The organism is Klebsiella sp. YJ (genome assembly GCF_002108615.1).
Lineage (GTDB): Bacteria > Pseudomonadota > Gammaproteobacteria > Enterobacterales > Enterobacteriaceae > Klebsiella > Klebsiella planticola.
The window spans coordinates 108,981-132,163 of sequence record NZ_MTEG01000019.1 but is presented as its reverse complement, the minus strand read 5'-3'; the positions used below and the strand labels follow the sequence as shown (position 1 = coordinate 132,163).

Sequence of the window (23,183 nt, the reverse complement as noted above, 5' to 3'; positions counted from 1 at the left end):
AGCGCCACCCGACAAATCCCTTACAGCGGCTGAGTCTGTGCCTCGACCACCGCCAGCGCAACCATATTGACAATGCGGCGCACGGAAGCGATCGGCGTCAGAATATGTACCGGCTTCGCCACTCCCATTAGCACCGGTCCGACGGTCACCCCTTCCGAACTGGAGACACGCAGCAGGTTATAGCTAATGCGCGCGGCTTCCATATTCGGCATCACCAGAATGTTGGCCGAGCCTTTCAACGGGCTGTCCGGCATCCGCTCATGGCGAATACTTTCCACCAGCGCCGCATCGCCGTGCATTTCACCATCGATCATCAGATCCGGCGCCAGCGCTTTCACTCGCTCCAGCGCTTCGCGCATTTTGCTCGCTGACGGACAGTCAGAGGAACCGAAGTTGGAGTGCGACAGCAGCGCCACGCGCGGCTCAATACCAAAACGACGGACGCTTTCCGCCGCCATCAGGGTGATTTCCGCCAGCTGCTCCGGCGTAGGATCGTTATTGACGTAGGTGTCGGCGATAAAGGTGTTACCGCTTGGCAGCAGCAGCGCGTTCATGGCCCCCGCGGTGCTGACGCCGTCCCGATAGCCGAACAGCGGCTGAACCACCCCATAATGCTCATGGTAGTCGCCGATGGTGCCGCAGATCATGGCATCCGCCTCGCCACGATGCACCATGATTGCGCCAATGACCGTCGTATTGGCAATCACCGCCCGCTGCGCCTGCTCCTGGGTCACGCCGCGGCGTTTCATGATCTGGTAATACTCGCCCCAGTACTCTTTAAAGCGCGGATCGGATTCGTTATTGACGATCTCAAAATCCACGCCGGCTTTGATCTGCAGCCCCAGCTTCTGGATACGCATTTCAATCACGCTCGGACGGCCGATCAGAATCGGTTTTGCCAGCCCCAGCGATACCAGCTCCTGAGTTGCGTGCAGGACGCGCGACTCTTCGCCTTCCGCCAGCACCACGCGCCTGGGCTCTTTGCGCGCCTGGGAGAAAATCGGCTTCATGAACAGGTTAGTTTTGTAGACAAACTCGCTGAGTTTCTCAATATAGGCGTCGAAGTCGGCAATCGGACGCGTGGCTACACCGGAGTCCATTGCCGCTTTGGCGACCGCCGGAGCGATCTTGACGATCAGGCGCGGATCGAACGGCTTCGGAATGATATATTCCGGACCAAAGCTCAGATCCTGATCGCCGTAGGCAGAGGCGACCACTTCGCTCTGTTCGGCATGTGCCAGTTCCGCTATCGCGTGGACTGCAGCCAGCTTCATCTCTTCGTTAATCGCCGTGGCGCCAACGTCCAGCGCCCCGCGGAAGATGAACGGGAAGCACAGCACGTTGTTGACCTGGTTCGGGTAGTCGGAGCGCCCGGTGCAGATGATGGCATCTTCGCGGACCTGCTTCGCCAGCGGCGGCAGAATCTCCGGTTCCGGGTTAGCCAGGGCGAGGATCAGCGGCGCGCGGGCCATTTTTTTCACCATCTCCGGGGTCAGCACTTTCGGGCCTGAACAGCCGAGGAAAATATCCGCTCCGTCAATCACATCGTCCAGCGTGCGTTTGCCGTCATCTTCTACCGCGTAGGCCGCCTTGGTCTCTGCCATGTGAGGCTCACGGTCTTTATAGATGACGCCTTTGGAGTCGCAGACCACGATATTGTGTTTCTGCATACCCAGCGCCACCAGCAAATTCATGCAGGCAATCGCCGCCGCGCCCGCGCCGGATACCACCATCCGAACGTCGGAAAGATTCTTCTCAACCACCCGCAGGCCGTTAATAATCGCCGCGGTGCTGATAATGGCCGTACCGTGCTGATCGTCATGGAACACAGGAATGTTCATGCGCTCGCGCAGCTTTTGCTCGATGTAGAAACACTCTGGCGCTTTGATGTCTTCGAGGTTGATGCCGCCGAAGGTGGGCTCCAGCGCCGCCACGACATCGATAAATTTATCCGGGTTCAGCTCATCGACTTCGATATCGAACACATCAATACCGGCGAATTTTTTAAACAAAACGCCCTTGCCTTCCATCACCGGCTTACCGGCTAGCGCACCAATATTCCCCAGTCCCAGCACCGCGGTGCCGTTGGAAACAACGGCCACCAGGTTGCCGCGGGCGGTATATTTGTAGGCGGCCAGCGGATCTTTCTCGATTTCCAGACAAGGTGCCGCCACGCCCGGCGAGTAGGCCAGCGCCAGATCGCGCTGTGTGGCCAGAGGCTTGGTTGGGACAACCTGAATTTTCCCGGGAACGGGAAACTCATGGAAATCGAGGGCACTTTGTTTCAACTGCTCATCCATTTTATTGTTCCTTTCACGTATCGGTCGTAGGGGGTGTGCGTAATGACTATCCTGGTGCCCACCCCAGGTGGCGCATAGTATCTCGCCTGACGGCTTTTCAAACTTTGAACGCCGCCAAACTCTCGCCATCGCAATGGTATATTTGTTATCGATTTATAACATTTATGTAACCTGATTTCGAAAGCAATGATAGTCCCGTCTGCTATGCTTTTTAGTTATCCACCCCATAAACGCCTCGACAGACAATCAACAAAAACTCATGCAACATCTTGTTTCAGGAGTCCATTATGTCCCGAAGAGAACTTGCCAACGCCATTCGCGCCCTGAGCATGGACGCTGTACAGAAAGCCAACTCCGGCCACCCCGGCGCCCCGATGGGGATGGCGGATATCGCCGAAGTCCTGTGGAATGATTTCCTTAAACACAATCCGGGGAATCCGCACTGGTATGACCGTGACCGCTTTGTGCTCTCAAACGGTCATGCGTCCATGCTGCTGTATAGCCTGTTGCATCTGACCGGCTACGATCTGCCGCTGTCCGAACTGAAAAACTTTCGCCAGCTCCATTCCAAAACCCCCGGCCACCCGGAACACGGCTATACCTCCGGCGTCGAGACCACCACCGGCCCGCTTGGCCAGGGACTGGCCAACGCCGTCGGTATGGCGATTGCCGAGCGCACGCTGGCGGCGCAGTTTAACCGTCCCGGCCATGACATTGTCGATCACTATACCTGGGTGTTTATGGGCGATGGCTGTCTGATGGAGGGGATTTCCCACGAAGCCAGCTCGCTGGCGGGGACGCTGGGTCTTGGCAAGCTGATCGGCTTCTACGACCATAACGGCATCTCAATCGATGGTAAAACCGACGGCTGGTTTACCGACGATACCGCCGCGCGCTTTCGGGCCTATCACTGGCACGTGATTGGCGATATTGACGGTCACGACCCGCAGGCAGTGAAACAGGCAATTCTCGAGGCGCAAAGCGTCACGGATAAACCTTCGCTGATCATCTGCCGTACCGTGATTGGCTATGGCTCACCGAATAAAGCCGGTTCGGAAGAGTCCCATGGCGCTGCGCTGGGGGAAAAAGAGGTGGCGTTAGCCCGCGAGAAGCTGGGCTGGAAACATCCACCGTTTGAGATCCCCAAAGAGATTTATCAGCAATGGGATGCCCGGCCGCGCGGCGAGCAGGCAGAACAGACGTGGAATCAGCGGTTCGCCGCGTATCAGCAGCAGTATCCACAACTGGCGGCGGAGCTAAAACGCAGAATGGACGGCGCGCTGCCGGAGAGCTGGGGCGATGCGGCGCACGACTATATCGCGCAACTGCAGGCCGAGCCGGCGAAAATTGCCAGCCGTAAAGCGTCGCAAAATGCCCTGAACGCCTATGGACCGCTTCTGCCGGAGCTGCTGGGCGGGTCGGCGGATCTGGCGCCGAGCAACCTCACCATCTGGTCCGGGTCAACATCGATCAAAGAGGACGTGGCGGGGAACTATATTCATTATGGCGTGCGCGAGTTCGGCATGACGGCGATCGGCAACGGCATTGCCCTTCACGGCGGCTTTATCCCTTATACATCCACCTTCCTGATGTTTGTCGAATATGCGCGTAACGCGGCGCGAATGGCAGCGCTGATGAAAGCCAGACAGATTATGGTCTATACCCATGACTCGATTGGGTTAGGGGAAGATGGCCCCACTCATCAGGCGGTCGAACAGCTGGCCAGTCTGCGATTGACGCCGAACTTCAGCACCTGGCGCCCCTGCGATCAGGTCGAAACGGCGGTGGCGTGGCAGGCGGCGATTGAACGGCAAACCGGCCCCACCGCGCTGATTCTGTCGCGGCAAAACCTGGCGCAAATGGCGCGGACGCCGCAACAGGTACAGGATATTGCCCGCGGCGGCTACGTGCTGAAAGATGCGGGGGGAAAACCGGATTTAATCCTGATAGCCACCGGTTCCGAAGTGGAGATAACCGTGCTGGCGGCGGAAAAACTGCTCGCCAAAGGGGTTAACGTGCGGGTAGTCTCCCTGCCCTCAACCGATGTTTTCGATGCGCAAGATGAGGCATATCGGGAGTCGGTTCTTCCGGCTAACGTCAGCGCCAGAATTGCGGTTGAGGCCGGTATCGCCGACTACTGGTATAAATATGTCGGGCTGAAGGGCGCCATCGTGGGAATGAGAAGCTACGGTGAATCAGCGCCGGCGGAGAAGCTGTTCCCGTTCTTTGGCTTTACCGTCGAGCATATTGTCAGTCTCGCGGATGAAATATGTAACGGGTAACCCATAGCGTGGGCCAGGCATCTGGCCCCTGCCAGTTATCACACTGCGGCTGCTGCGCATAGCGAACCAGGCTAAACCGCTGGCCATCATAGCGCCAGCGGGTCTGAACCCCGCAATCGCCGGGGCCGCGCCCTTTATCCAGAGTCACCAGCTCGTGACGTCGCTCATCAATACTGGCATTAATCAGTTCAATATCACGCGCCGCATTGCCCGGCGGCTGGAAGGGCAGCGTCAAACGGACCTGGCGGGCCACATACGGCTGCTGGCGCGACACCAGCCAGGCCAGCCAGATGGTGTTGTACGCTCCGGCTTCGCAGCTGACCATCAGTAACACCTTCTCATCCGTCAACGCGGTAACCCGAATCTCACGGCGGAAAGGGTCCAGCGAACAGGCGCTATTGTTCATCCGCTCGTTGCCGTAATCCATCAGATCATTGAGCTCCTCCCGACTGAGCGGTGATTGCGAGAAGTCAACTTTGCCAACTGCCCGCAGCGCAGGTGCCGGAGGCACGCTAAGCGGCGGTTCTTCCCCCTTCCCCACCCACGCGGTTTCACTGCCGACACGCTTTTGATGGCTATCGATAAACAGCAGCGCGGCTTTCAGCCCTTGCAGAGAAATGCTTTGCAGTCCGTTAACCAGGGTTATCGCCTGTCCTTCCTGCACCTGCTGGAGAAAAGCATCGATCGTCACGCTATCTCCGGTTTTGATCAGCTTATCCGCAACCAGCCAGTGTTTATCGGTCAACGCCAGCGGTTTACCATCAAGCAAAAGACGAGGAGCGATCGGCGCCAGGGCGGCCACCGGGTTACCGATACCGCCCAGCTCAATGCGCAGGCTGGCATCCGTAACGGCGCCGGCGCTGCGGCTGAGAGTCATAACCAGTCCGTGATGCAGACCGACGTTGCGAGCGACGCAGAAATTCTGATTATTGCAGGTGACCAGCCAGTCGCCGAATAGCTGTTGTACCGGCGCCGCCCACGCCCACGACGCCGGTAGTAAACCGAAAAGCAGAAAAAAAAGAACCCGATAAAGCATGCGCGGCACAACCCCAGAGAAGAACGCTCAAAACAGCAGCCATCTTCACCAGCGGCGGCACGTTACTCAATCAGATTTATCAGATAACCCCGCCATCAGTCCCGATGTTTGCAGGTATTGCAGCAGAATCACCGCCTTGCCATCGCGTATCGCGCCGTCGGCGACCATCTGCAATGCCTGGCGAAAAGGCAGCTCCAGTACCTCGATATCTTCATCTTCAACGCCGCCGCCGCGCGTTTTGCGCTGCGCATCGCTGTACTCGGCGATGAAGAAGTGGACAATTTCGGTCACCCCGCCGGGAGACATATACAGCTCGAACAGCTTATGCGCATCGCCGACTTCGTATCCGGTCTCTTCGATGGCCTCTTTGCGGATGCAGGCTTCAGGCTCGTCGTTATCCAACAGTCCGGCGCAGGTTTCGATCAGCATTCCGTCCTCGTTACCGTTGACCCAGGTGGCGACACGAAACTGACGGACCAACACGACGGTTTGCTTGCGGCGGTTATACAGCAGCACCGTGGCACCGTTGCCGCGATCGTAAACCTCGCGCTTATGACGGACCACGCTGCCGTCGCTACGCGTCAGCTCGTAGGTCATATTGCGCAAAATAAAGTAGTTTTCAGAGAGGAGTTTATCTTTGATAACGTTGATGTTGAGTGACATACGGCCCCGCAGCGTGGAATGACGCTGTCATACTACGCTGCGGAGTCGGGTTTGTCGTTAGTGAAGCAGGGCCGATTTTACGCCGAGATAATCCATGATCCCCTGCGCCGCATGGCGGCCTTCGGCCATCGCCGTCACCACCAGATCGGCGCCGCGGACGGCATCTCCGCCGGCAAAAATTTTGTCGTGCGTGGTCTGATAGCGGTAGCGGCTCTCGACACTGGCCTTAATCCGCCCCCGGTCATCGAGCTGTACGCCGACGGACTCCAGCCACGGCATCCCGTGGGGATGAAAACCAAAGGCCATAATCACCGCATCGGCCGGCATCACGAACTCGCTGCCCGGCAGCGGCGATGGGCTGCGACGCCCCTGCTTATCCGGTTCGCCCAGCTGTGTGCGCAGAAAACGTACGCCGTTAACCCGGCCGTCGCTATCCAGTTCCAGCGTCACCGGCTGAACGTTAAATTCGAACGCCGCCCCTTCTTCACGAGCGTTTTTCACCTCTTTTTTCGACCCCGGCATATTGGCCTCATCGCGACGATAGGCGCAGGTCACCTTTTTCGCCCCGTGACGCAGCGCGGTGCGCACGCAGTCCATCGCCGTGTCGCCGCCCCCCAGCACCACGACATTCAGCCCGTGGGTATTGACGTAAGGCTCTTCGGGTTGCTCACTCAACCCCATGACTTGCTTAGTATTGGCAATCAGGAACGGCAGCGCATCATAGACCCCCGGGGCATCTTCATTCGGCAGTCCCGCTTTCATGGAACGATAGGTTCCGGCGCCAATAAATAGCGCATCGTACTCTGCCAGCAAGGTGGTTAACGCCACGTCCTTGCCCACTTCACACTCCAGTTCAAAGCGGATACCCATCTCAGTAAAAATCTCTCGTCGCCGGGCCAGCAGTGACTTTTCCAGCTTGAAGGCCGGAATGCCAAAAGTCAGCAACCCGCCAATTTCCGGATGACGGTCAAAGACCACCGGCTGCACGCCGTTGCGGATCAGCCGGTCAGCACAGGCCAGTCCCGCCGGCCCGGCGCCGATAATGGCCACTTTTTTCCCGCTGTCGACAACCCTGGAGAGGTCCGGTCGCCAACCCTGTGCCAGCGCCCGATCGGAGATATAGCGCTCGATGTTGCCAATTGTCACCGCGCCATGTTCATCGCGCAGCGTACAGGCCCCTTCACACAGGCGATCCTGCGGGCAAACACGGCCGGTTATCTCCGGCAGGCAGTTGGTTTGATGGGACAGCGCCACGGCGGCGTCGATATCCCCCGCTTGCAGCCGTTCAATCCACTGGGGTATATGGTTATGTAGCGGGCAGGTCCATTCACAGATACTGTGTTCGCCGCACTGCAGGCAGCGCTCCGAGGCCTGCTGCGCCTGCCCGGCGTTAAAGGGCAGAACGATCTCGGCAAAATCCTTCTTGCGGATCGCCGCGGCCCGTTTATCGGCCTCGCTACGCAGAGGCGTTGCCGCCATCTGGCTGACTTTTGCGCCAGCGCTCGGTAATGCCATATCGCCTGGTTGCGCATGCCACGGCCGCGCATCCATCCGCGCCGTACGCAGGCGTCGCTGTTTGGCCATCGCGGAAAGAGTCGCTTCCGTCGCCAGCTGCAGCGCCTGCGCCGGGCAGTTTTGCACGCAGGAAGGTCCGCCTTCACGGCCGCTGCACAGATCGCATTTATGTGCGGTGGCTTTCACTTTCCCCGCCGCCGCCGGTAACAGCACGATCTCCATGACGCCAAACGGACAGGCCACCATGCAGGATTTACAGCCGATGCACTTCTCCTCGTCAACCTGCACGCTGTCGTTTATCTGACGAATGGCATCATTCGGGCAGCTGCGGGCGCAGGGGGCGCTTTCACAATGGCGACATGTTATTGCGTTACGTTTTTGCTCGTGCTTCATCACGGTAATGCGCGGTAAGAAGCGCTGTGGGGTCAGGACGTGCTGCTCGTCGTTGTGTGCCATCACGCAGGCCACTTCGCAGGCTTTACAGCCTATACATTTGCGACTATCGCTGATAATAAAGTGGTTCATGGTATCCTTCGGTCTTTGCTAAATAACCCCTCGATTCGCATGACTATTTATTACCCGACAAAACGGGGCTGAAACAATGTTCATTTGCCCGAAATAGTTTTTTTCTGGAGATAACCCGTTTTGGATCAAATTCTTTGACTTAAATGAAATTGCGTTTTATTTAACGTAGCAAGCAGAAAACTGTCTAACGATGGCAAACAGGCTCCGGGGTAAGCGGCGGTTTTCGCAAAGAGAGTCGGAGAGTTCTTTACGGTGTCCGCTAAAGCCACACGATAAATTACACTATCTCCTTAATTTCTCCACGTTTGCCCGTGGCGTTGCCTATAAAGTGTCACAGACGGTGCGGTAACAAAAATGTACACAATGAGGTCTCAATTCTGATGGCGAATTTTTTTATCGATCGCCCCATTTTCGCGTGGGTTCTGGCGATCCTGCTATGCCTGACCGGAACGCTCGCAATCTTGTCACTTCCCGTTGAGCAATATCCCGATCTTGCGCCGCCTAACGTGCGCATTACCGCCAATTATCCCGGCGCCTCCGCACAAACGCTGGAAAATACCGTCACTCAGGTTATCGAACAGAATATGACCGGCCTCGATAACCTGATGTATATGTCTTCCCAGAGCAGCTCTTCGGGCCAGGCGACGATTACGCTGACCTTTACCGCCGGCACGAATCCCAACGAAGCCATGCAGCAGGTACAAAACCAGCTGCAATCGGCAATGAAAAAACTGCCTCAGGATGTGCAAAATCAGGGGGTGACGGTACGTAAAACCGGTGATACCAACATTCTGACCATCGCATTCGTCTCAACTGACGGCAGCATGGATAAGCAGGATATCGCCGACTACGTGGCCAGTAACATTCAGGAACCGCTCAGCCGCGTGAATGGCGTTGGCGATATTACGGCCTACGGCTCGCAATACTCAATGCGCATCTGGCTTGATCCGGCCAAACTCACCAGCGTGCAGATGACGGCGAAAGATGTTACCGACGCCATCGAATCACAGAACGCGCAGATTGCGGTCGGCCAGCTTGGCGGAACGCCGTCGGTCGATAATCAGTCGCTCAACGCCACCATTAACGCCCAGTCGCTTCTGCAAACGCCGCAGCAGTTCCGCGATATTACGCTGCGCGTGAATCCGGACGGTTCGCTGGTGACGCTCGGCGATGTGGCGAAAGTCGAACTGGGCGCGGAAAGCTACGATTACCTCAGCCGCTACAACCGCAACCCGGCCTCCGGCCTTGGCGTGCAGCTGGCCTCGGGGGCAAACGAAATGCAGACCGCGGAGCTGGTGCTCAATCGTCTGGATGAGCTGTCGCAGTATTTCCCTCACGGCCTTGAATATAAAATTGCCTACGAAACCACCTCCTTCGTGAAGGCCTCTATCCATGACGTGGTAAAAACGTTGCTGGAAGCTATCGTGCTGGTGTTCCTGGTGATGTACCTGTTCCTGCAAAACATCCGCGCAACGCTCATCCCAACCATTGCCGTACCGGTGGTTCTGATGGGGACCTTCGCCATCCTGTTTGCCTGCGGCTACAGTATCAACACCCTGACGATGTTCGCGATGGTGCTGGCGATAGGTCTGCTGGTGGATGATGCTATCGTGGTTGTCGAGAACGTTGAGCGCATCATGAGCGAAGAGGGGCTTTCGCCGCGTGAAGCGACACGAAAATCCATGGGCCAGATTCAGGGGGCGCTGGTCGGGATCGCGATGGTACTGTCGGCGGTCTTTATCCCGATGGCCTTCTTCGGCGGCACAACCGGCGCCATTTATCGTCAGTTTTCTATTACCATCGTCTCGGCGATGGTGCTGTCGGTACTCGTGGCCATGATCCTCACCCCGGCCCTGTGCGCTACCTTGCTGAAACCCATGAAGAAAGGCGAAGAACACGGTAAAAAAGGCTTCTTTGGCTGGTTTAACCGTATGTTCAACCGTAACGCCAGCCGTTATGAAACCGCCGTAGGCAAAATTCTTCACCGTTCGCTGCGCTGGATAGCTATCTACGCGCTGCTGTTGGGGGGGATGGTCTTTATGTTCTTACGCCTCCCGACTTCGTTCCTGCCTCAGGAAGACCGCGGCATGTTCCTGACCTCGGTGCAGCTGCCGAGCGGCGCAACGCAACAGCAGACCTTAAAAGTCGTGCAAAAAGTTGAGGACTATTTCTTTAGCCATGAACAGGCCAACGTTGCTTCGATTTTCGCCACCGTGGGCTCTGGCCCGGGAGGCAATGGTCAGAACGTCGCGCGCATGTTTATCCGCCTGAAAGACTGGGATGAACGGGATGCGAAAACCGGTACCTCGTTTGCGATCATTGAACGCGCGACAAAAGCCTTTAACAGCATTAACGAGGCGCGCGTCTTCGCCACTAACCCACCGGCAATCAGCGGACTGGGCAGTTCCGCCGGTTTTGATATGGAGCTCGAAGACCACGCCGGCAACGGGCACGCGGCGCTCATGGCAGCCCGCGACACGCTGCTCGATCTGGCGGCGAAAGACGACCGGTTGACCCGGGTTCGCCATAACGGCCTTGACGATAGCCCGCAGCTGCAGATTGATATCGATCAGCGGAAAGCCCAGGCGCTGGGCGTGTCTATTGACGATATCAACAACACGTTGCAAACCGCCTGGGGCTCAAGCTACGTGAACGATTTTATGGATCGCGGCCGCGTGAAGAAAGTCTACGTCCAGTCCGCCGCCCCTTACCGCATGCTGCCTGACGATATTAATCTGTGGTATGTGCGCAACAGCAGCGGCACGATGGTGCCCTTCTCGGCGTTTGCCACCTCGCGCTGGCAAACCGGCTCCCCGCGCCTGGAGCGCTATAACGGCTACTCGGCGGTGGAAATCATCGGTGAAGCGGCTCCGGGCATCAGTACCGGTACCGCGATGGCTATCATGGAAGATCTGACCAGACAGCTGCCAAACGGCTTTGGGCTCGACTGGACGGCCATGTCCTATCAGGAACGACTGTCCGGCGCGCAGGCGCCGGCGCTGTACGCCATTTCGCTGCTGGTGGTGTTCTTGTGTCTGGCTGCGCTGTATGAGAGCTGGTCTATCCCGTTCTCGGTCATGCTGGTGGTGCCGCTGGGGGTTATCGGTGCGCTGATGGCCACCTGGATGCGCGGTCTTGAAAACGACGTGTACTTCCAGGTTGGCCTGCTGACGGTTATCGGCCTGTCGGCGAAAAACGCCATTCTGATCGTCGAGTTTGCTAATGAGCTCAACGAGAAAGGGGAAGATTTACTCGCCGCCACGCTGTCGGCCTGTCGCCAGCGTCTGCGTCCGATCCTGATGACTTCGCTGGCCTTTATTTTTGGGGTCCTGCCGATGGCGACCAGCACCGGCGCCGGTTCCGGTAGCCAGCATGCCGTGGGCACCGGGGTGATGGGCGGAATGATTTCCGCCACGGTCCTGGCTATCTTCTTCGTTCCGCTATTCTTCGTACTGGTACGTCGACGCTTTCCGCAAAAAGAGCGCCCGCAATAAGCCGGCAGGTTCCTGAGCGTCCCGTTTCTTCCCCGGGAAATAACAAAAAGGCGACTGTCATAGTCGCCTTTTTTATCTGCTTACCACCGCCGGGCTATTATTTTAGCCGTACGATTACCCTGCTCACATTGAGGATTTTATTTACGCAGCATACCTTCAATAAAATCTTTCCAGTTCCCTAGTTCATGTTCAATCATAATAGCCTCTCTTATTATTATGGGTAATTTTATGCAAATCGGTTTGGGAAAGGAAGTGCATTAAGGTTATCACTGCGATTGCTGGTAACCCCTTCTACGCCATCATCTCTCTGATTTACTGCTACTATGGGCCCGGGAGTGGAAATTTAATGTGATGCATAGCAACATTTAGCAACATTACGCCTGTTTTCAGATAATTTACACTACCGATATCCTGCTCTTTATATCCCCTGCCTGCAGGCGATTTCCGGGTTATCGTTAGCGGACTGGTTAATATTCGCCCAGTGCATATATAGAGGGTAAAAAAGGATATTTATTCACGCGATTCACGTATTATTTTATACAGCCTGCTGTATTCGGAAATTTCTGAGTTAATCACTTAAACCAACGTAAAAGAAAAGGTTTCATTTATGCTGACTATGTACGGAATCAAAAACTGCGACACCATTAAAAAGGCCCGCCGCTGGCTGGAAGCGCATCAAATTGCATATCAGTTCCATGATTATCGTGCCGATGGCCTGGATCGCGAGTTGTTAAACACTTTTATCGCCGAACTGGGCTGGGAAGCATTACTCAACACGCGCGGTACAACCTGGCGGAAACTGGATGAAACCGTGCGTGCCGGTATCAATAACGCCGATGCCGCCGCCGCGCTGATGCTGGAAATGCCGGCAATTATCAAACGCCCATTGCTCTGCGCGCCCGGGCAGCCTATGCTGCTGGGTTTCAGTGAACTCACTTATAAGAAGCTTGTTAACGAGGTATAGTCTATGTCTTGCCCGGTCATTGAGCTGGCTCAGCAGCTTATTCGCCGCCCTTCCCTCAGCCCCGATGATGCGGGATGTCAGGCGTTAATGATTGAACGCCTGCGTGCGATTGGCTTTACCGTGGAACCGATGGATTTCGGCGATACGCAAAATTTCTGGGCCTGGCGCGGGCGCGGTGAAACGCTGGCCTTTGCCGGCCATACCGACGTGGTTCCGGCCGGCGATGCTGACCGTTGGATTAACCCGCCCTTCGAACCCACCATCCGCGACGGCATGCTGTTTGGCCGTGGCGCGGCAGATATGAAAGGCTCGCTGGCCGCGATGGTGGTTGCCGCCGAGCGCTTTGTCGCCCAGTACCCGAATCATAAAGGTCGTCTGGCCTTTTTGATCACCTCTGATGAAGAGGCCAGCGCGCATAACGGAACGGTGAAAGTGGTCGAAGCGCTGATGGCCCGCAACGAACGCCTGGACTACTGCCTGGTCGGCGAACCGTCAAGCACCGAAGTCGTCGGTGACGTGGTCAAAAACGGTCGTCGTGGCTCACTCACCTGTAACCTGACCATTCACGGCGTGCAGGGGCATGTCGCTTACCCGCATCTCGCCGATAACCCGGTGCACCGCGCGGCCCCTATGCTGACGGAGCTGGTAGGAATCGAGTGGGATAAAGGCAATGAATTCTTCCCCCCCACCAGCATGCAGATAGCCAACGTACAGGCGGGTACCGGGAGCAATAACGTGATCCCCGGCGACATGTATGTTCAGTTCAACTTCCGCTTTAGCACTGAACTGACCGACGAGATGATTAAAGCCCGCGTCGTCGAGCTGCTGGATAAATATCAGCTGCGCTATACCCTGGACTGGTGGCTGTCTGGCCAGCCGTTCCTCACCAGCCGTGGCAAACTGGTCGAAGCGGTGGTGAACGCCATTGAGCACTATAATGAGATCAAACCCCAGCTGCTGACCAACGGCGGTACCTCTGACGGTCGCTTTATCGCTCGCATGGGTGCGCAGGTGGTTGAGCTGGGACCGGTGAATGCGACAATTCACAAAATCAATGAGTGTGTTAACGCCGCCGACCTGCAGCTGCTGGCGCGGATGTATCAACGCATCATGGAACAACTGGTCGCCTGACGACCTCGACCTGAAAAGAGGAAGCGCACATGGAATGGCTAATCAACCACTGGTGGATTCTGGTGCTGGTATTTTTGGTGGGCGTCATGATTAACGTCATTAAGGATCTTAATCGCGTTGACCACAAAAAGTTTCTCGCCAATAAGCCAGAACTGCCGCCCCATCGTGATTGTAACGATAAATGGGACGATGACGACGACTGGCCGAAGCACGACCAGCCGAAGAAGTAAGATTTCGGCCCTGCCCCCGGTCAATCCCACACGGCCGGGAATGCCCCGGATAGCGGCGTGATACGCCTTATCCGGGGAGTACGTTCACGAAATCAGTTCGCTTAGAGCAATTCGATAATATCGTCGTCTTTTGGCGTACTGCCGCTCAACGCTTCGTCAAAATAGTGTTTCGGCACGGTATAGCGCAGGCGCTCAAGGGCAAACTGCATACTGCGATCGTCAATCGCGTGCCCCAGATCCTCGACAATATCCAGCGTCACGTCGCCACCCGCCTGCTGAAGCGCCTCCTGGGCCGAAACCGCCCACGCCAGATCGATAACGCGATCCTCGCCGCCGTGAATCAGATGGATGGTTGTCGCGGTGGTTGCCGACTGCGGAAGCGTCGCATACCGTCCGTTAAAGGCGATAACCCGTGATGCCAGCCCAGGCTCGGCTTTGATGCTCTCCAGAGACATTATCGCCCCCTGCGAGAAACCAATCAGTGCCGTCGCCCGCGGACCGACGCCGCTCTGTTTCTGCCAGTAGCGAACGGTCTCAATAAAGGTCGGCATAATGGCATCAATACGCGACTGGCGATTTTCCTCCGTCACCCCCTGAACCGAGAACCACTGGCGACCCGGCGGTGGACCGCAAGGTTCCGCGCCACCGATGCTGACGATCAGCGCATCCGGAAACTGCGGCGCAAACAGGCTACCGATTTGCCCCATTGCAACCGGGTTATCGCCGACGCCATGAAACAGCAACAGCAGCTGTTGGGCAGGTGTCGCAGGGCTTTGCACAATAAAATGGTCGTGTTTCATGGCTGTCTCCTTAGTTTACGTGGGCAGTTTACGCCGCACGCGGAATATGACCATGACATTTAACTGAATGAGTTAGTTAAAAAAATTGCAGTTCCCCAACCTGCTGACGCAGTCTCTCCGCCCGCGATGCGTCGAGGTTCAGCAGCGCCAGTCCCGCTTCTTCGCGCAGCCTGGCCAGCAGCGCTTTGCGTCCGGACAGACGCAGCCCGGCGCAAATCTCCGCTTCATCCTGGCGTTGCAGACGGGCGCGAAGCGCCGGAAGCGGCAGCCCGCAGTGAAGCAGCAGGCGGTTCAGGCTGCCAACCACCGCCAGCAGCGGGCGATGGGCAAACGCGAACCCCGCCACATCCAGCCAGTCGTCATCCGTAAGCATAGCTGCTGGCGCCATCGGCCGCGGGAATAACGCTTCCCGCCACTCCCACAGCCAGAACTCATCGCGCGCCAGACGCTGCGACTCCCGTAGAATCAGTTCGTGCCCCGCAGGGGTTAACGGATAAAGCGCCATCGCCGTGTAGCACCCGCTGCTTGCCTCACGATGGGTACCTAAACGCACCAGCGTAAAACCGCAGCGCTGCCAGAAGCGCCCTAGCTCTGGCGTATAGCCAAAGCTGACCGATAGATAATCGAGGCCGTGGCTTTGCGCTACCGCCCGGGCTGCCAGAGCCTGACCAAGCCCCTCGCGTTGTCGGGTCGGATGCACGGCGATACGGGTGATTCGCTGCCCCAATAGCGTAGCAGCCAGCGGGCTTCCGCCGTGGGCAGCCAACGACTGCGCCACCAGATTACCGCGCGGGCGGCGAAAACCGGCCCATACCGCCCGGCTGAGGGCGGGATCAAGCCCCCCCTCCTCCACCCGCCATACCGCCGCGGCCACGCCGTTGCTCGTGCGGGCGCAGGTAAAATGCTGACCCGGCGCATCCATCATCCGCCGCAAATCCAGCGGCGATGTGCGGTAATGTGCGCCGGAGAGCAGCTGATACATCGCCTCGGCAAGCCCGTCCTGCTGCTGCCAGCTGTCCTGACTCACCGCCTCAAACGTCACCTCCCCTGCTGGAGATTGGGTAAAGGTTTCATCGCCAAACAGGAGTAATTCACTGACCAATGCTTCCAGCGGGCAGCCAGGGGCCCAGCGGATGGGATCAAGCAGACTAAACTGGCGCAGGTGAGGAAAGCTGGCGCAAAACTTGAGCAGAAAACCGCGGCCGGTCCCTTCATAACCCTGCACGGTCGTGGTCAGTAAGGTGCGTGGAAAACGGGTGACCAGCTGGCGAAGCAGCGGCCCGGGAATGGCTGCCGCTTCATCAACGATCAGCCATGACGCTCGAATATCGCCAGCCAGCAACGCATCCGGCGCCATAAAGCGAAAACCGTCACCGGCGAACGTTGCCATCACCTCGGTCGCGCCGCGCGCTGGGGCGGTAACGATGGCATCGCCCGCCAGCTGACGTATCAACATTCCCGCCAGCGCGGATTTTCCCCGTCCGCGCTCGGCGGTAACCGCGGCAATGCCCGCAGGAAGTGTGCTCAGACTGGCCAGAATAGCGGCCTGTTCGGCCTGAGGATGGCCATCAGCTGGATACCAGTGCGGTCGTGGCACCTCCTCCGGTAACATCAGCGGTTCATTCTGACGCCAGACGATCGCCTCAGGATTCGCACAGACTCGCTGACAAAAACGGTGGACAAAATGGGGAGTGGGAATAGGCTCCGACGCGTCGCTCCAGCGCAGAGAATCCGCATCGGGCTGCGATGGCCAACAGGCAAAAGAGGGGGTCAGCAGGATCAGCCAGCTTCCCGCTTTCAACGTCCCGCTCAGCGCGGCAAAAGCCGCCGCGTCGAAGCCGCTGCGAGCATCAAAGAAGGCGTGGTGATACTCACGTCCGAGGAGAGATTTGAGGGCTTGCGGCGAGATACAGGGCTCTTCCATAGGCTGCGGCCCCACCCACAGACCATCGCCGGCCAGCCGTTTACGCAGCAGCAGCGCCTGCTGCAGGCACCACGCGTCGTCGCCGCTGAGCACCAGCAGACGACGAATGCCCTGCTGCGCCATCCGCGCCGTCAGGTTAAGTAATTCATCCATTTACAGCGGCGGTCAGAGCGCATGACCAAATGTATTGCACTGCGCCGGGTCTCCACTGTCAAAACCGCGCTTAAACCAGGTATAGCGCTGCTGCGAAGTCCCGTGGGTAAAGCTGTCCGGGACAATGCGCCCCTGGCTTTGCTGCTGCAGGCGATCGTCGCCGATAGCCTCTGCGGCATTCAACGCTTCCTGCAGATCGCCGGTCTCCAGCACATCCTGATTCTGCATGCTGTGCCCCCAGACGCCGGCAAAGCAGTCCGCCTGCAGCTCCATTTTCACCGACAGGCGATTAACTTCAGCCTGCGACGCGTGTTGCTGCAACTGACGCACTTTGGATTCAATACCCAGCAGCTTCTGCACGTGATGCCCGACCTCGTGAGCAATCACGTAGGCCTGCGCAAAATCGCCATCCGCGCCGAGCTTGTTTTTCATCTCATCATAGAACGAGAGATCGATGTAGACCGTGCTATCAGCCGGGCAGTAGAACGGTCCCATAACGGACTGGCCGGTACCGCAGCCGGTCCGCGTGGCGCCGCGATAGAGCACCAGCTTCGGCTGCGGGTACTGACGGCCCATCTTTTGGAAGATAGCGCCCCAGGTATCTTCGGTATCGGCAAGAATCACCTTCGTAAACTTCGCGGCCTGCTCTTCCTGCGGGCTGACAGAACGTTGGGTGGTGGTTTGCTGCTGTGAAACGGGCTCTCCGGTCAGCATGCCGGTCAAATCCACGCCGTAATAGCCCGCAACCAGCACGATAATCAACAGGACGATACCGCCCTTCCCGCTGGGAAGACGGAAACCACCGCCGCCGCCCAGGGGCGAGCCGGAATCATTACGTCGATCTTCTACATTGTCGCTTTCGCGACGTCCTTGCCAGCGCATAGGCACCTCAATCCATCAAATTCTCGAATATGAGAGATCGTAGGCGGTTCGGCGTAGAATTACCACTGGAAACAACAAGAAGAGCGCCAGAAGGTAGAGCGACCTTCTGGCGAAGGGAGGATTAGTCGAGCTTAACGCCAAGGCGATGGGCCACTTCTTCGTAGGCCTCAATCAGGCCGCCGAGGCTCTGGCGGAAGCGGTCTTTGTCCATTTTGTCGAGGGTATTTTTATCCCACAGACGGCTGCCATCTGGCGAGAACTCATCGCCCAGCACCACTTCGCCCTTGAACAGACCAAACTCAAGCTTGAAATCGACCAGGATCAGGCCGGCATCATCAAACAGCTTTTTCAATACGTCGTTGGCTTTAAAAGTCAGTTCCTGCATGCGCGCGAGGTTCTTTTTGCTTACCCAGCCAAAAGTCTCGCAGTAAGACTCGTTGACCATCGGATCGTGCATCGCATCATTTTTCAGGAACAGATCAAACAGCGGCGGATTGAGTTCAATCCCTTCTTCAATACCCAGACGCTTAACCAGAGAACCGGCGGCGCGGTTACGGACTACGCACTCCACCGGAACCATCTCCAGTTTTTTCACCAGACATTCGGTATCGGAGAGCAGCGCTTCCATCTGAGTCGGGATACCGGCTTCTTCCAGTTTGCTCATAATGAAATGGTTAAATTTGTTGTTCACCATGCCTTTACGATCGAACTGCTCAATGCGCGCGCCATCCCCTGCTGAAGTATCGTTACGGAATTCGAGTACCAGCAGATCCGGATTCTCCGTGCTGTAAACGGTTTTCGCTTTACCACGATACAACTCAGCTTGCTTTTGCATCTTTGTCACTCCAGTGAAGATATAGACGATAAAAATTGCGCTTTCCTGCCGACGCACACGTTTGCGTCACTATACATGAAAAAGGGCTGGATTGCTCCAGCCCTGTTTATTACTTACTGAATGCGGCCTGGAATACGGCTACCAGGGCGTCATTCTGCGACTGCGTCAACGTATGGCCTTTCGGATCGATGAACTGCAGACTGCTGCGGTTATCGAGGTCACCGACCTGCAGTTTGTAGTCACCTGAAACCAGCTGCGGATCGCTGGCGCCCAGCGCCTGCCAGCTGCTGTCAGACAGCGGCTTGTAGGTCAGCGCCATGCTGCCTTGCGAGCGGGTGCTATCCGTCACCTTCATGCCCACTTTTTCCAGTGCGCCCGGCAGACGTTGCCACACCATGTTGAACGGTGCGCGAACAACCAGCATTGGCAGCCCCGTATCGTCGGCAGCGCTCTGCACATCGAAGGTGGCGCCGGCATTTTTCTGCGCCGCATTCTGCGCATTGGTGGCGTTCATATCCAGACCTTCGGAAATGACGTTCAGCATTGAGGTGCTATAGCGTTGCAGAGAAGCCGGATCGGATACCGGTTTCCCGGCCTGCTCCAGATTCACCAGCTTCACGATAACCGCCTGCTGATAACCCTGCGGTTTCACTGAGATTTGATAGCGACCACGATACTGCTGGTCTTCATCGAGGCGATTCCATTCAACCCAGTCGGTATTCAGCGTCTGGCTGGCATCGTCACGTTTGGTGATGACATAGTTCTTAGACTGTATGATGCTGGCTACCTGCGCCCACAGCGAACCACTACGACCGTTCTCGACCATCAGCGTGGCGGTATCACCATTGAACTGAGTACGAGCGCCGCTCACCAGTGCCAGAGGCTGAGCCGGTGGGCGGATGTCCAGAGCTTTGCCCACTGCGCCTGTGCTGGTCGCAACCGGAATATTATAATCACCAACCTGAACCGGCAGAATCATACCCGCAGGTGCGTGAAGTTCACTGAGCGGCGTAGCTTGCAGATAGACCTCATCGCCTCCCACCTGACGTTTGTAGCGTGAGTCGGAACTACAGGCCGCGAGAAGCAGGACCAATGAAACACCCGCAACCTTCGTCAGGCGCGACTTCTGTACTGAGTAAGCCATCAAATCTCCCTAAACTTTACAGCAAACCGGCATGCTTCAGCGCTGCGGTAACGGCCTGAGTACCCTGTTCGGTAATCGGCGTCATCGGCAGGCGCAGCGTATCGGTTGCCACAAGACCCAACGCCTTACATGCCCATTTCACGGGGATCGGGTTGGGTTCGACAAATAATTTTGTATGCAATGGCATCAGACGTTGGTTAATTGCACGAGCTTGCGCAAACTGGCCTTCTGCAGCCAGTCGGCACATATCCGCCATTTCGCGAGCCGCAACGTTCGCCGTTACGGAAATCACGCCCTGACCGCCGAGCTGCATAAAGTCCATTCCGGTGGCATCATCGCCGCTCAACAGAATAAAGTCATCTGAAACCAGCTCTTTGATCTGATGAACACGACTTAAGTTCCCCGTCGCTTCCTTAATACCAATAATATTTTTTACTTCCGCCAGGCGACCGACGGTTTCCGGCAGCATGTCGCAACCGGTACGGGACGGCACATTATACAGAATTTGCGGCAGGTCGGTGTGTTCTGCGATGGCTTTAAAGTGTTGGAACAGCCCTTCCTGGGTCGGACGATTGTAATAAGGAGTGACCGTCAGGCAACCGACAACACCGCTATTGTTAAAACGTTTGGTCAGGCTAATCGCCTCTGCGGTTGCATTTGCACCGGTACCTGCGATGACCGGGATACGCCCGTCAGCAAGTTCAAGCGTCATCATCACGACATCGCCATGCTCTTCATGGCTGAGGGTCGCGGATTCTCCGGTAGTCCCTACCGAAACGATCGCCGAGGTTCCGCTGGCGACATGGTAATCAATCAGTTTTTTCAGGCTTGACCGGCAGACATTACCGTTTTCATCCATCGGCGTGACAAGCGCTACAATACTTCCCGTGAACATGGGCCATCCTCAGAGCTGAAGTGCGACAAGATTCTCAATGTTACGTTTGGTGCCGTAATAAAAGCAAGAGACCCGATGCCATCAGGGATGTTGTATGCCGGTTTTTTTTATGCTTTCCTAATGTTACCTCACCTTTTTAAAGGAAGAACAGGTTTGACCGCCTCATTACAACACTATCTGGTTATTACCGCTTTGGGCGCTGACCGTCCCGGCATCGTGAACACCATCACCCGCCACGTCAGCAGCTGCGGCTGTAATATCGAAGACAGCCGGCTGGCCATGCTTGGTGACGAATTTACGTTTATCATGCTGCTTTCAGGTTCATGGAACGCGATTACGCTTATCGAATCGACCCTGCCGCTGAAAGGTGCTGAGCTGGATTTGCTGATCGTGATGAAGCGGACGACCGCGCGGCCTCCTCAGGCCATGCCAAACACCGTCTGGGTCCAGGTTGAGGTACCGGACTCGCCGCATATTATCGAGCGTTTCACTGCCCTGTTTGACGCGTGGAATATGAACATCGCCGAACTGGTTTCTCGTACCCAGGTCAGCGGTGATGACGATTCAGCGCAGTTGTTTATTCAGATAACCGCACACAGCCCTGCAACACAAAATGCATCAAATATCGAACAAGCGTTCAAAGCCCTATGTACAGAACTGAACGCACAAGGCAGTATTAACATCGTTAATTATTCACAACATGATGAACAGGATGGAGTTTGAGTAATGAATCCACTGAAAGCCGGTGATCTTGCACCGAAATTTAGCTTACCGGACCAGGACGGCGAGGAAGTAAATTTGACCGACTTCCAGGGACAGCGTGTTCTGGTTTATTTTTACCCGAAAGCCATGACCCCGGGTTGTACAGTTCAGGCCTGCGGCCTGCGCGATAATATGGATGACTTAAAAAAAGCGGGCGTTGAGGTGCTGGGTATCAGCACTGATAAACCGGAAAAACTCTCCCGTTTCGCCGAAAAAGAGTTGCTGAACTTCACGCTGCTGTCTGATGAAAATCACCAGGTGTGTGAGCAGTTTGGCGTCTGGGGCGAAAAATCGTTTATGGGGAAAACCTACGACGGTATTCACCGCATTAGCTTCCTGATCGATAGCAACGGCAAAGTCGAACACGTGTTTGATAACTTTAAAACCAGCAATCACCACGATGTGGTGCTGAACTGGTTGAAAGAAAACGGCTAACGTTCTACCTGACGCAGGACGCCGGGTCGCAATTCACTGACCCGGCGTCCGTTTTCTTCCCTGCGTTTTCCAGCGCGGACTATTTCTTCTCGTCTTCCACCGCCAGGCCATCCGGCCACGCATGCACCACCGCTTTGATCAGGGTTGCCAGCGGAATCGCAAAGAAGACGCCCCAGAATCCCCACAGCCCACCGAAGATAACCACCGACAGGATAATCACCAGCGGATGCAGGTTGACGGCTTCTGAAAACAGCACGGGTACCAGCAGGTTACCGTCCAGCCCCTGAATAATCAGGTACACCGCAAACAGGCTCCAGAACTCCGGGCCTGCGCCAAACTGGAACAGCGCCACGCCGACCACCGGAATGGTCACCACGAAGGCGCCGATGTAGGGAATCAGTACCGAGAAGCCGACCAGCACCGCCAGCAGCAGCGAATAGTTGAGATCAAACAGGATAAAGCCAATCCACGTTGCCACGCCGACGACAATCATCTCCAGCACCTTACCGCGGATATAGTTGGTAATCTGCTGGTTCATCTCTTTCCATACCTGCCCCGCCAGCCCGCGGTTGCGCGGCAGCACGCGGCGCACGGCATTCAGCATCTGCTCTTTATCTTTTAACAGAAAGAACACCATCAGCGGCACCAGCACCAGATAGACCGCCAGAGTCAGTAAACCGACCAGCGAAGCCAGAGAGTATTTGACCACCGAATCGCCGACGGTGAGCACGCGGTTGCGCATATTATCCGCCATGGCGTCGATAATCCCGGCGTCCATCAGCGCCGGGTAACGGCGCGGAACCGTGGCAGCAAAATCGGACAGCTTATTGAGCATGCCAGGCATATCGCGAATCAGATAGATACCCTGCTGCCAGGCAACGGGCATCACCACAAACGCCATCAGCAACAAGACGCCCACGAACAGAATCAGCACGAACGAGGTTGCCCAGGTTCGCGAAAGCCCTACGCGCTCCAGCCTGACGGTTGGCCATTCCAGCAGATAAGCCAGCACGATGGCGACCAGCAATGGCGCCAGCAGGCCGCTGAAAAAGAACATGATCCCGAACCCGGCCAGCAAAATAACCAGCAGCGCTATCGCTTCCGGATCGCTAAACCGACGACGGTACCACTGCATTAACATCTCAAGCATAAAACCCTTCCCTGAAGCGCGTAGCGGCAAAAAAACCGAGGGAATTGTATCTAAATGTCACCT

Annotated in this window: 19 protein-coding genes; 7 read left to right on the top strand and 12 right to left on the bottom strand. The window is 56.6% G+C overall.

The features are described from left to right. Window positions 1-20: 20 nt before the first annotated feature. Complete coding sequence (maeB, locus tag BV390_RS19930) at window positions 21-2,300, bottom strand: NADP-dependent oxaloacetate-decarboxylating malate dehydrogenase (RefSeq protein ID WP_032686540.1); 2,280 nt, start codon at window positions 2,298-2,300, stop codon at window positions 21-23. A gap of 287 nt (window positions 2,301-2,587) precedes the next feature. Here maeB and tkt point away from each other — a divergent pair, with 287 nt between their 5' ends. Then, window positions 2,588-4,582, top strand: a complete 1,995-nt coding sequence (gene tkt, locus BV390_RS19925) for a transketolase (protein WP_085397249.1) — start codon at window positions 2,588-2,590, stop codon at window positions 4,580-4,582. Here tkt and BV390_RS19920 read toward each other — a convergent pair. The 3 genes from BV390_RS19920 to aegA form a co-directional block, all read right to left on the bottom strand. Further along, window positions 4,551-5,618, bottom strand: coding sequence for a DUF1176 domain-containing protein (locus BV390_RS19920; RefSeq protein WP_032695535.1), 1,068 nt, complete (start codon window positions 5,616-5,618; stop codon window positions 4,551-4,553). The genes tkt and BV390_RS19920 overlap by 32 nt on opposite strands. Before the next feature lie 66 nt (window positions 5,619-5,684). After that, window positions 5,685-6,281, bottom strand: coding sequence for a GDP-mannose pyrophosphatase NudK (nudK, locus tag BV390_RS19915; RefSeq protein WP_032686539.1), 597 nt, complete (start codon window positions 6,279-6,281; stop codon window positions 5,685-5,687). A gap of 57 nt (window positions 6,282-6,338) precedes the next feature. Continuing rightward, window positions 6,339-8,321 carry a formate-dependent uric acid utilization protein AegA gene (aegA, locus tag BV390_RS19910; RefSeq protein ID WP_032699036.1) on the bottom strand — a complete coding sequence of 661 codons (1,983 nt, stop codon included), beginning with the start codon at window positions 8,319-8,321 and terminating at the stop codon, window positions 6,339-6,341. Between the two features lie 380 nt (window positions 8,322-8,701). Here aegA and acrD point away from each other — a divergent pair, with 380 nt between their 5' ends. Further along, window positions 8,702-11,815 carry a multidrug efflux RND transporter permease AcrD gene (acrD, locus tag BV390_RS19905; RefSeq protein ID WP_032686537.1) on the top strand — a complete coding sequence of 1,038 codons (3,114 nt, stop codon included), beginning with the start codon at window positions 8,702-8,704 and terminating at the stop codon, window positions 11,813-11,815. A 137-nt stretch (window positions 11,816-11,952) separates the two neighbouring features. Here acrD and ypfM read toward each other — a convergent pair whose 3' ends face one another. Further along, window positions 11,953-12,012 (bottom strand): protein YpfM, encoded by a 60-nt coding sequence (gene ypfM, locus BV390_RS30785; protein WP_100181659.1) that lies wholly within the window; start codon window positions 12,010-12,012, stop codon window positions 11,953-11,955. A 410-nt stretch (window positions 12,013-12,422) separates the two neighbouring features. Here ypfM and BV390_RS19900 point away from each other — a divergent pair, with 410 nt between their 5' ends. From BV390_RS19900 to BV390_RS19890, 3 genes are read left to right on the top strand one after another with little or no spacing between them, the layout of a single operon-like run. Beyond that, complete coding sequence (locus tag BV390_RS19900) at window positions 12,423-12,779, top strand: ArsC family reductase (RefSeq protein WP_032699035.1); 357 nt, start codon at window positions 12,423-12,425, stop codon at window positions 12,777-12,779. Between the two features lie 3 nt (window positions 12,780-12,782). Continuing rightward, complete coding sequence (dapE, locus tag BV390_RS19895; RefSeq protein ID WP_032695538.1) at window positions 12,783-13,910, top strand: succinyl-diaminopimelate desuccinylase; 1,128 nt, start codon at window positions 12,783-12,785, stop codon at window positions 13,908-13,910. A 29-nt stretch (window positions 13,911-13,939) separates the two neighbouring features. Then, window positions 13,940-14,140 carry a YpfN family protein gene (locus BV390_RS19890; protein WP_004866145.1) on the top strand — a complete coding sequence of 67 codons (201 nt, stop codon included), beginning with the start codon at window positions 13,940-13,942 and terminating at the stop codon, window positions 14,138-14,140. 101 nt (window positions 14,141-14,241) lie between these two features. Here the strand turns inward: BV390_RS19890 and ypfH are convergent, their stop codons facing one another. From ypfH to dapA, 6 genes are all read right to left on the bottom strand, one after another. Further along, window positions 14,242-14,940 carry an esterase gene (gene ypfH, locus BV390_RS19885; RefSeq protein ID WP_004866158.1) on the bottom strand — a complete coding sequence of 233 codons (699 nt, stop codon included), beginning with the start codon at window positions 14,938-14,940 and terminating at the stop codon, window positions 14,242-14,244. Window positions 14,941-15,016: 76 nt separating this feature from the next. Beyond that, complete coding sequence (locus tag BV390_RS19880; protein WP_085397248.1) at window positions 15,017-17,017, bottom strand: tRNA(Met) cytidine acetyltransferase TmcA; 2,001 nt, start codon at window positions 17,015-17,017, stop codon at window positions 15,017-15,019. Between the two features lie 12 nt (window positions 17,018-17,029). Beyond that, window positions 17,030-17,899 (bottom strand): KPN_02809 family neutral zinc metallopeptidase, encoded by an 870-nt coding sequence (gene ypfJ, locus BV390_RS19875; RefSeq protein ID WP_032686532.1) that lies wholly within the window; start codon window positions 17,897-17,899, stop codon window positions 17,030-17,032. A 121-nt stretch (window positions 17,900-18,020) separates the two neighbouring features. Next, on the bottom strand, window positions 18,021-18,734 hold the full coding sequence (gene purC, locus BV390_RS19870) for a phosphoribosylaminoimidazolesuccinocarboxamide synthase (RefSeq protein ID WP_004866167.1): 714 nt from the start codon (window positions 18,732-18,734) through the stop codon (window positions 18,021-18,023). Between the two features lie 109 nt (window positions 18,735-18,843). Continuing rightward, entirely contained in the window at window positions 18,844-19,878 is a 1,035-nt protein-coding gene (bamC, locus tag BV390_RS19865) for an outer membrane protein assembly factor BamC (protein ID WP_032686530.1), read from the bottom strand. 16 nt (window positions 19,879-19,894) lie between these two features. Next, a complete protein-coding gene (gene dapA, locus BV390_RS19860) occupies window positions 19,895-20,773 on the bottom strand; it encodes a 4-hydroxy-tetrahydrodipicolinate synthase (protein WP_032686529.1) in 879 nt (292 codons plus the stop codon). A gap of 153 nt (window positions 20,774-20,926) precedes the next feature. Here dapA and BV390_RS19855 point away from each other — a divergent pair, with 153 nt between their 5' ends. Both BV390_RS19855 and bcp read left to right on the top strand, forming a co-directional pair. Further along, window positions 20,927-21,496, top strand: coding sequence for a glycine cleavage system transcriptional repressor (locus BV390_RS19855; RefSeq protein ID WP_004866176.1), 570 nt, complete (start codon window positions 20,927-20,929; stop codon window positions 21,494-21,496). A 3-nt stretch (window positions 21,497-21,499) separates the two neighbouring features. Next, on the top strand, window positions 21,500-21,970 hold the full coding sequence (gene bcp / locus BV390_RS19850) for a thioredoxin-dependent thiol peroxidase (protein WP_032686528.1): 471 nt from the start codon (window positions 21,500-21,502) through the stop codon (window positions 21,968-21,970). A 79-nt stretch (window positions 21,971-22,049) separates the two neighbouring features. On the opposite strand, the gene BV390_RS19845 is transcribed toward bcp, so the two are convergent. Beyond that, window positions 22,050-23,120, bottom strand: a complete 1,071-nt coding sequence (locus BV390_RS19845) for an AI-2E family transporter (protein ID WP_032686527.1) — start codon at window positions 23,118-23,120, stop codon at window positions 22,050-22,052. Window positions 23,121-23,183: the final 63 nt, after the last annotated feature.

What these genes read in the sequence shown, in the direction of transcription:
- maeB (WP_032686540.1), bottom strand. Translation starts at nt 2,300, where the DNA reads ATGGATGAGCAGTTGAAACAAAGTGCCCTCGATTTCCATGAGTTTCCC.
- tkt (WP_085397249.1), top strand. Translation starts at nt 2,588, where the DNA reads ATGTCCCGAAGAGAACTTGCCAACGCCATTCGCGCCCTGAGCATGGAC.
- BV390_RS19920 (WP_032695535.1), bottom strand. Translation starts at nt 5,618, where the DNA reads ATGCTTTATCGGGTTCTTTTTTTTCTGCTTTTCGGTTTACTACCGGCG.
- nudK (WP_032686539.1), bottom strand. Translation starts at nt 6,281, where the DNA reads ATGTCACTCAACATCAACGTTATCAAAGATAAACTCCTCTCTGAAAAC.
- aegA (WP_032699036.1), bottom strand. Translation starts at nt 8,321, where the DNA reads ATGAACCACTTTATTATCAGCGATAGTCGCAAATGTATAGGCTGTAAA.
- acrD (WP_032686537.1), top strand. Translation starts at nt 8,702, where the DNA reads ATGGCGAATTTTTTTATCGATCGCCCCATTTTCGCGTGGGTTCTGGCG.
- BV390_RS19900 (WP_032699035.1), top strand. Translation starts at nt 12,423, where the DNA reads ATGCTGACTATGTACGGAATCAAAAACTGCGACACCATTAAAAAGGCC.
- dapE (WP_032695538.1), top strand. Translation starts at nt 12,783, where the DNA reads ATGTCTTGCCCGGTCATTGAGCTGGCTCAGCAGCTTATTCGCCGCCCT.
- BV390_RS19890 (WP_004866145.1), top strand. Translation starts at nt 13,940, where the DNA reads ATGGAATGGCTAATCAACCACTGGTGGATTCTGGTGCTGGTATTTTTG.
- ypfH (WP_004866158.1), bottom strand. Translation starts at nt 14,940, where the DNA reads ATGAAACACGACCATTTTATTGTGCAAAGCCCTGCGACACCTGCCCAA.
- BV390_RS19880 (WP_085397248.1), bottom strand. Translation starts at nt 17,017, where the DNA reads ATGGATGAATTACTTAACCTGACGGCGCGGATGGCGCAGCAGGGCATT.
- ypfJ (WP_032686532.1), bottom strand. Translation starts at nt 17,899, where the DNA reads ATGCGCTGGCAAGGACGTCGCGAAAGCGACAATGTAGAAGATCGACGT.
- purC (WP_004866167.1), bottom strand. Translation starts at nt 18,734, where the DNA reads ATGCAAAAGCAAGCTGAGTTGTATCGTGGTAAAGCGAAAACCGTTTAC.
- bamC (WP_032686530.1), bottom strand. Translation starts at nt 19,878, where the DNA reads ATGGCTTACTCAGTACAGAAGTCGCGCCTGACGAAGGTTGCGGGTGTT.
- dapA (WP_032686529.1), bottom strand. Translation starts at nt 20,773, where the DNA reads ATGTTCACGGGAAGTATTGTAGCGCTTGTCACGCCGATGGATGAAAAC.
- bcp (WP_032686528.1), top strand. Translation starts at nt 21,500, where the DNA reads ATGAATCCACTGAAAGCCGGTGATCTTGCACCGAAATTTAGCTTACCG.
- BV390_RS19845 (WP_032686527.1), bottom strand. Translation starts at nt 23,120, where the DNA reads ATGCTTGAGATGTTAATGCAGTGGTACCGTCGTCGGTTTAGCGATCCG.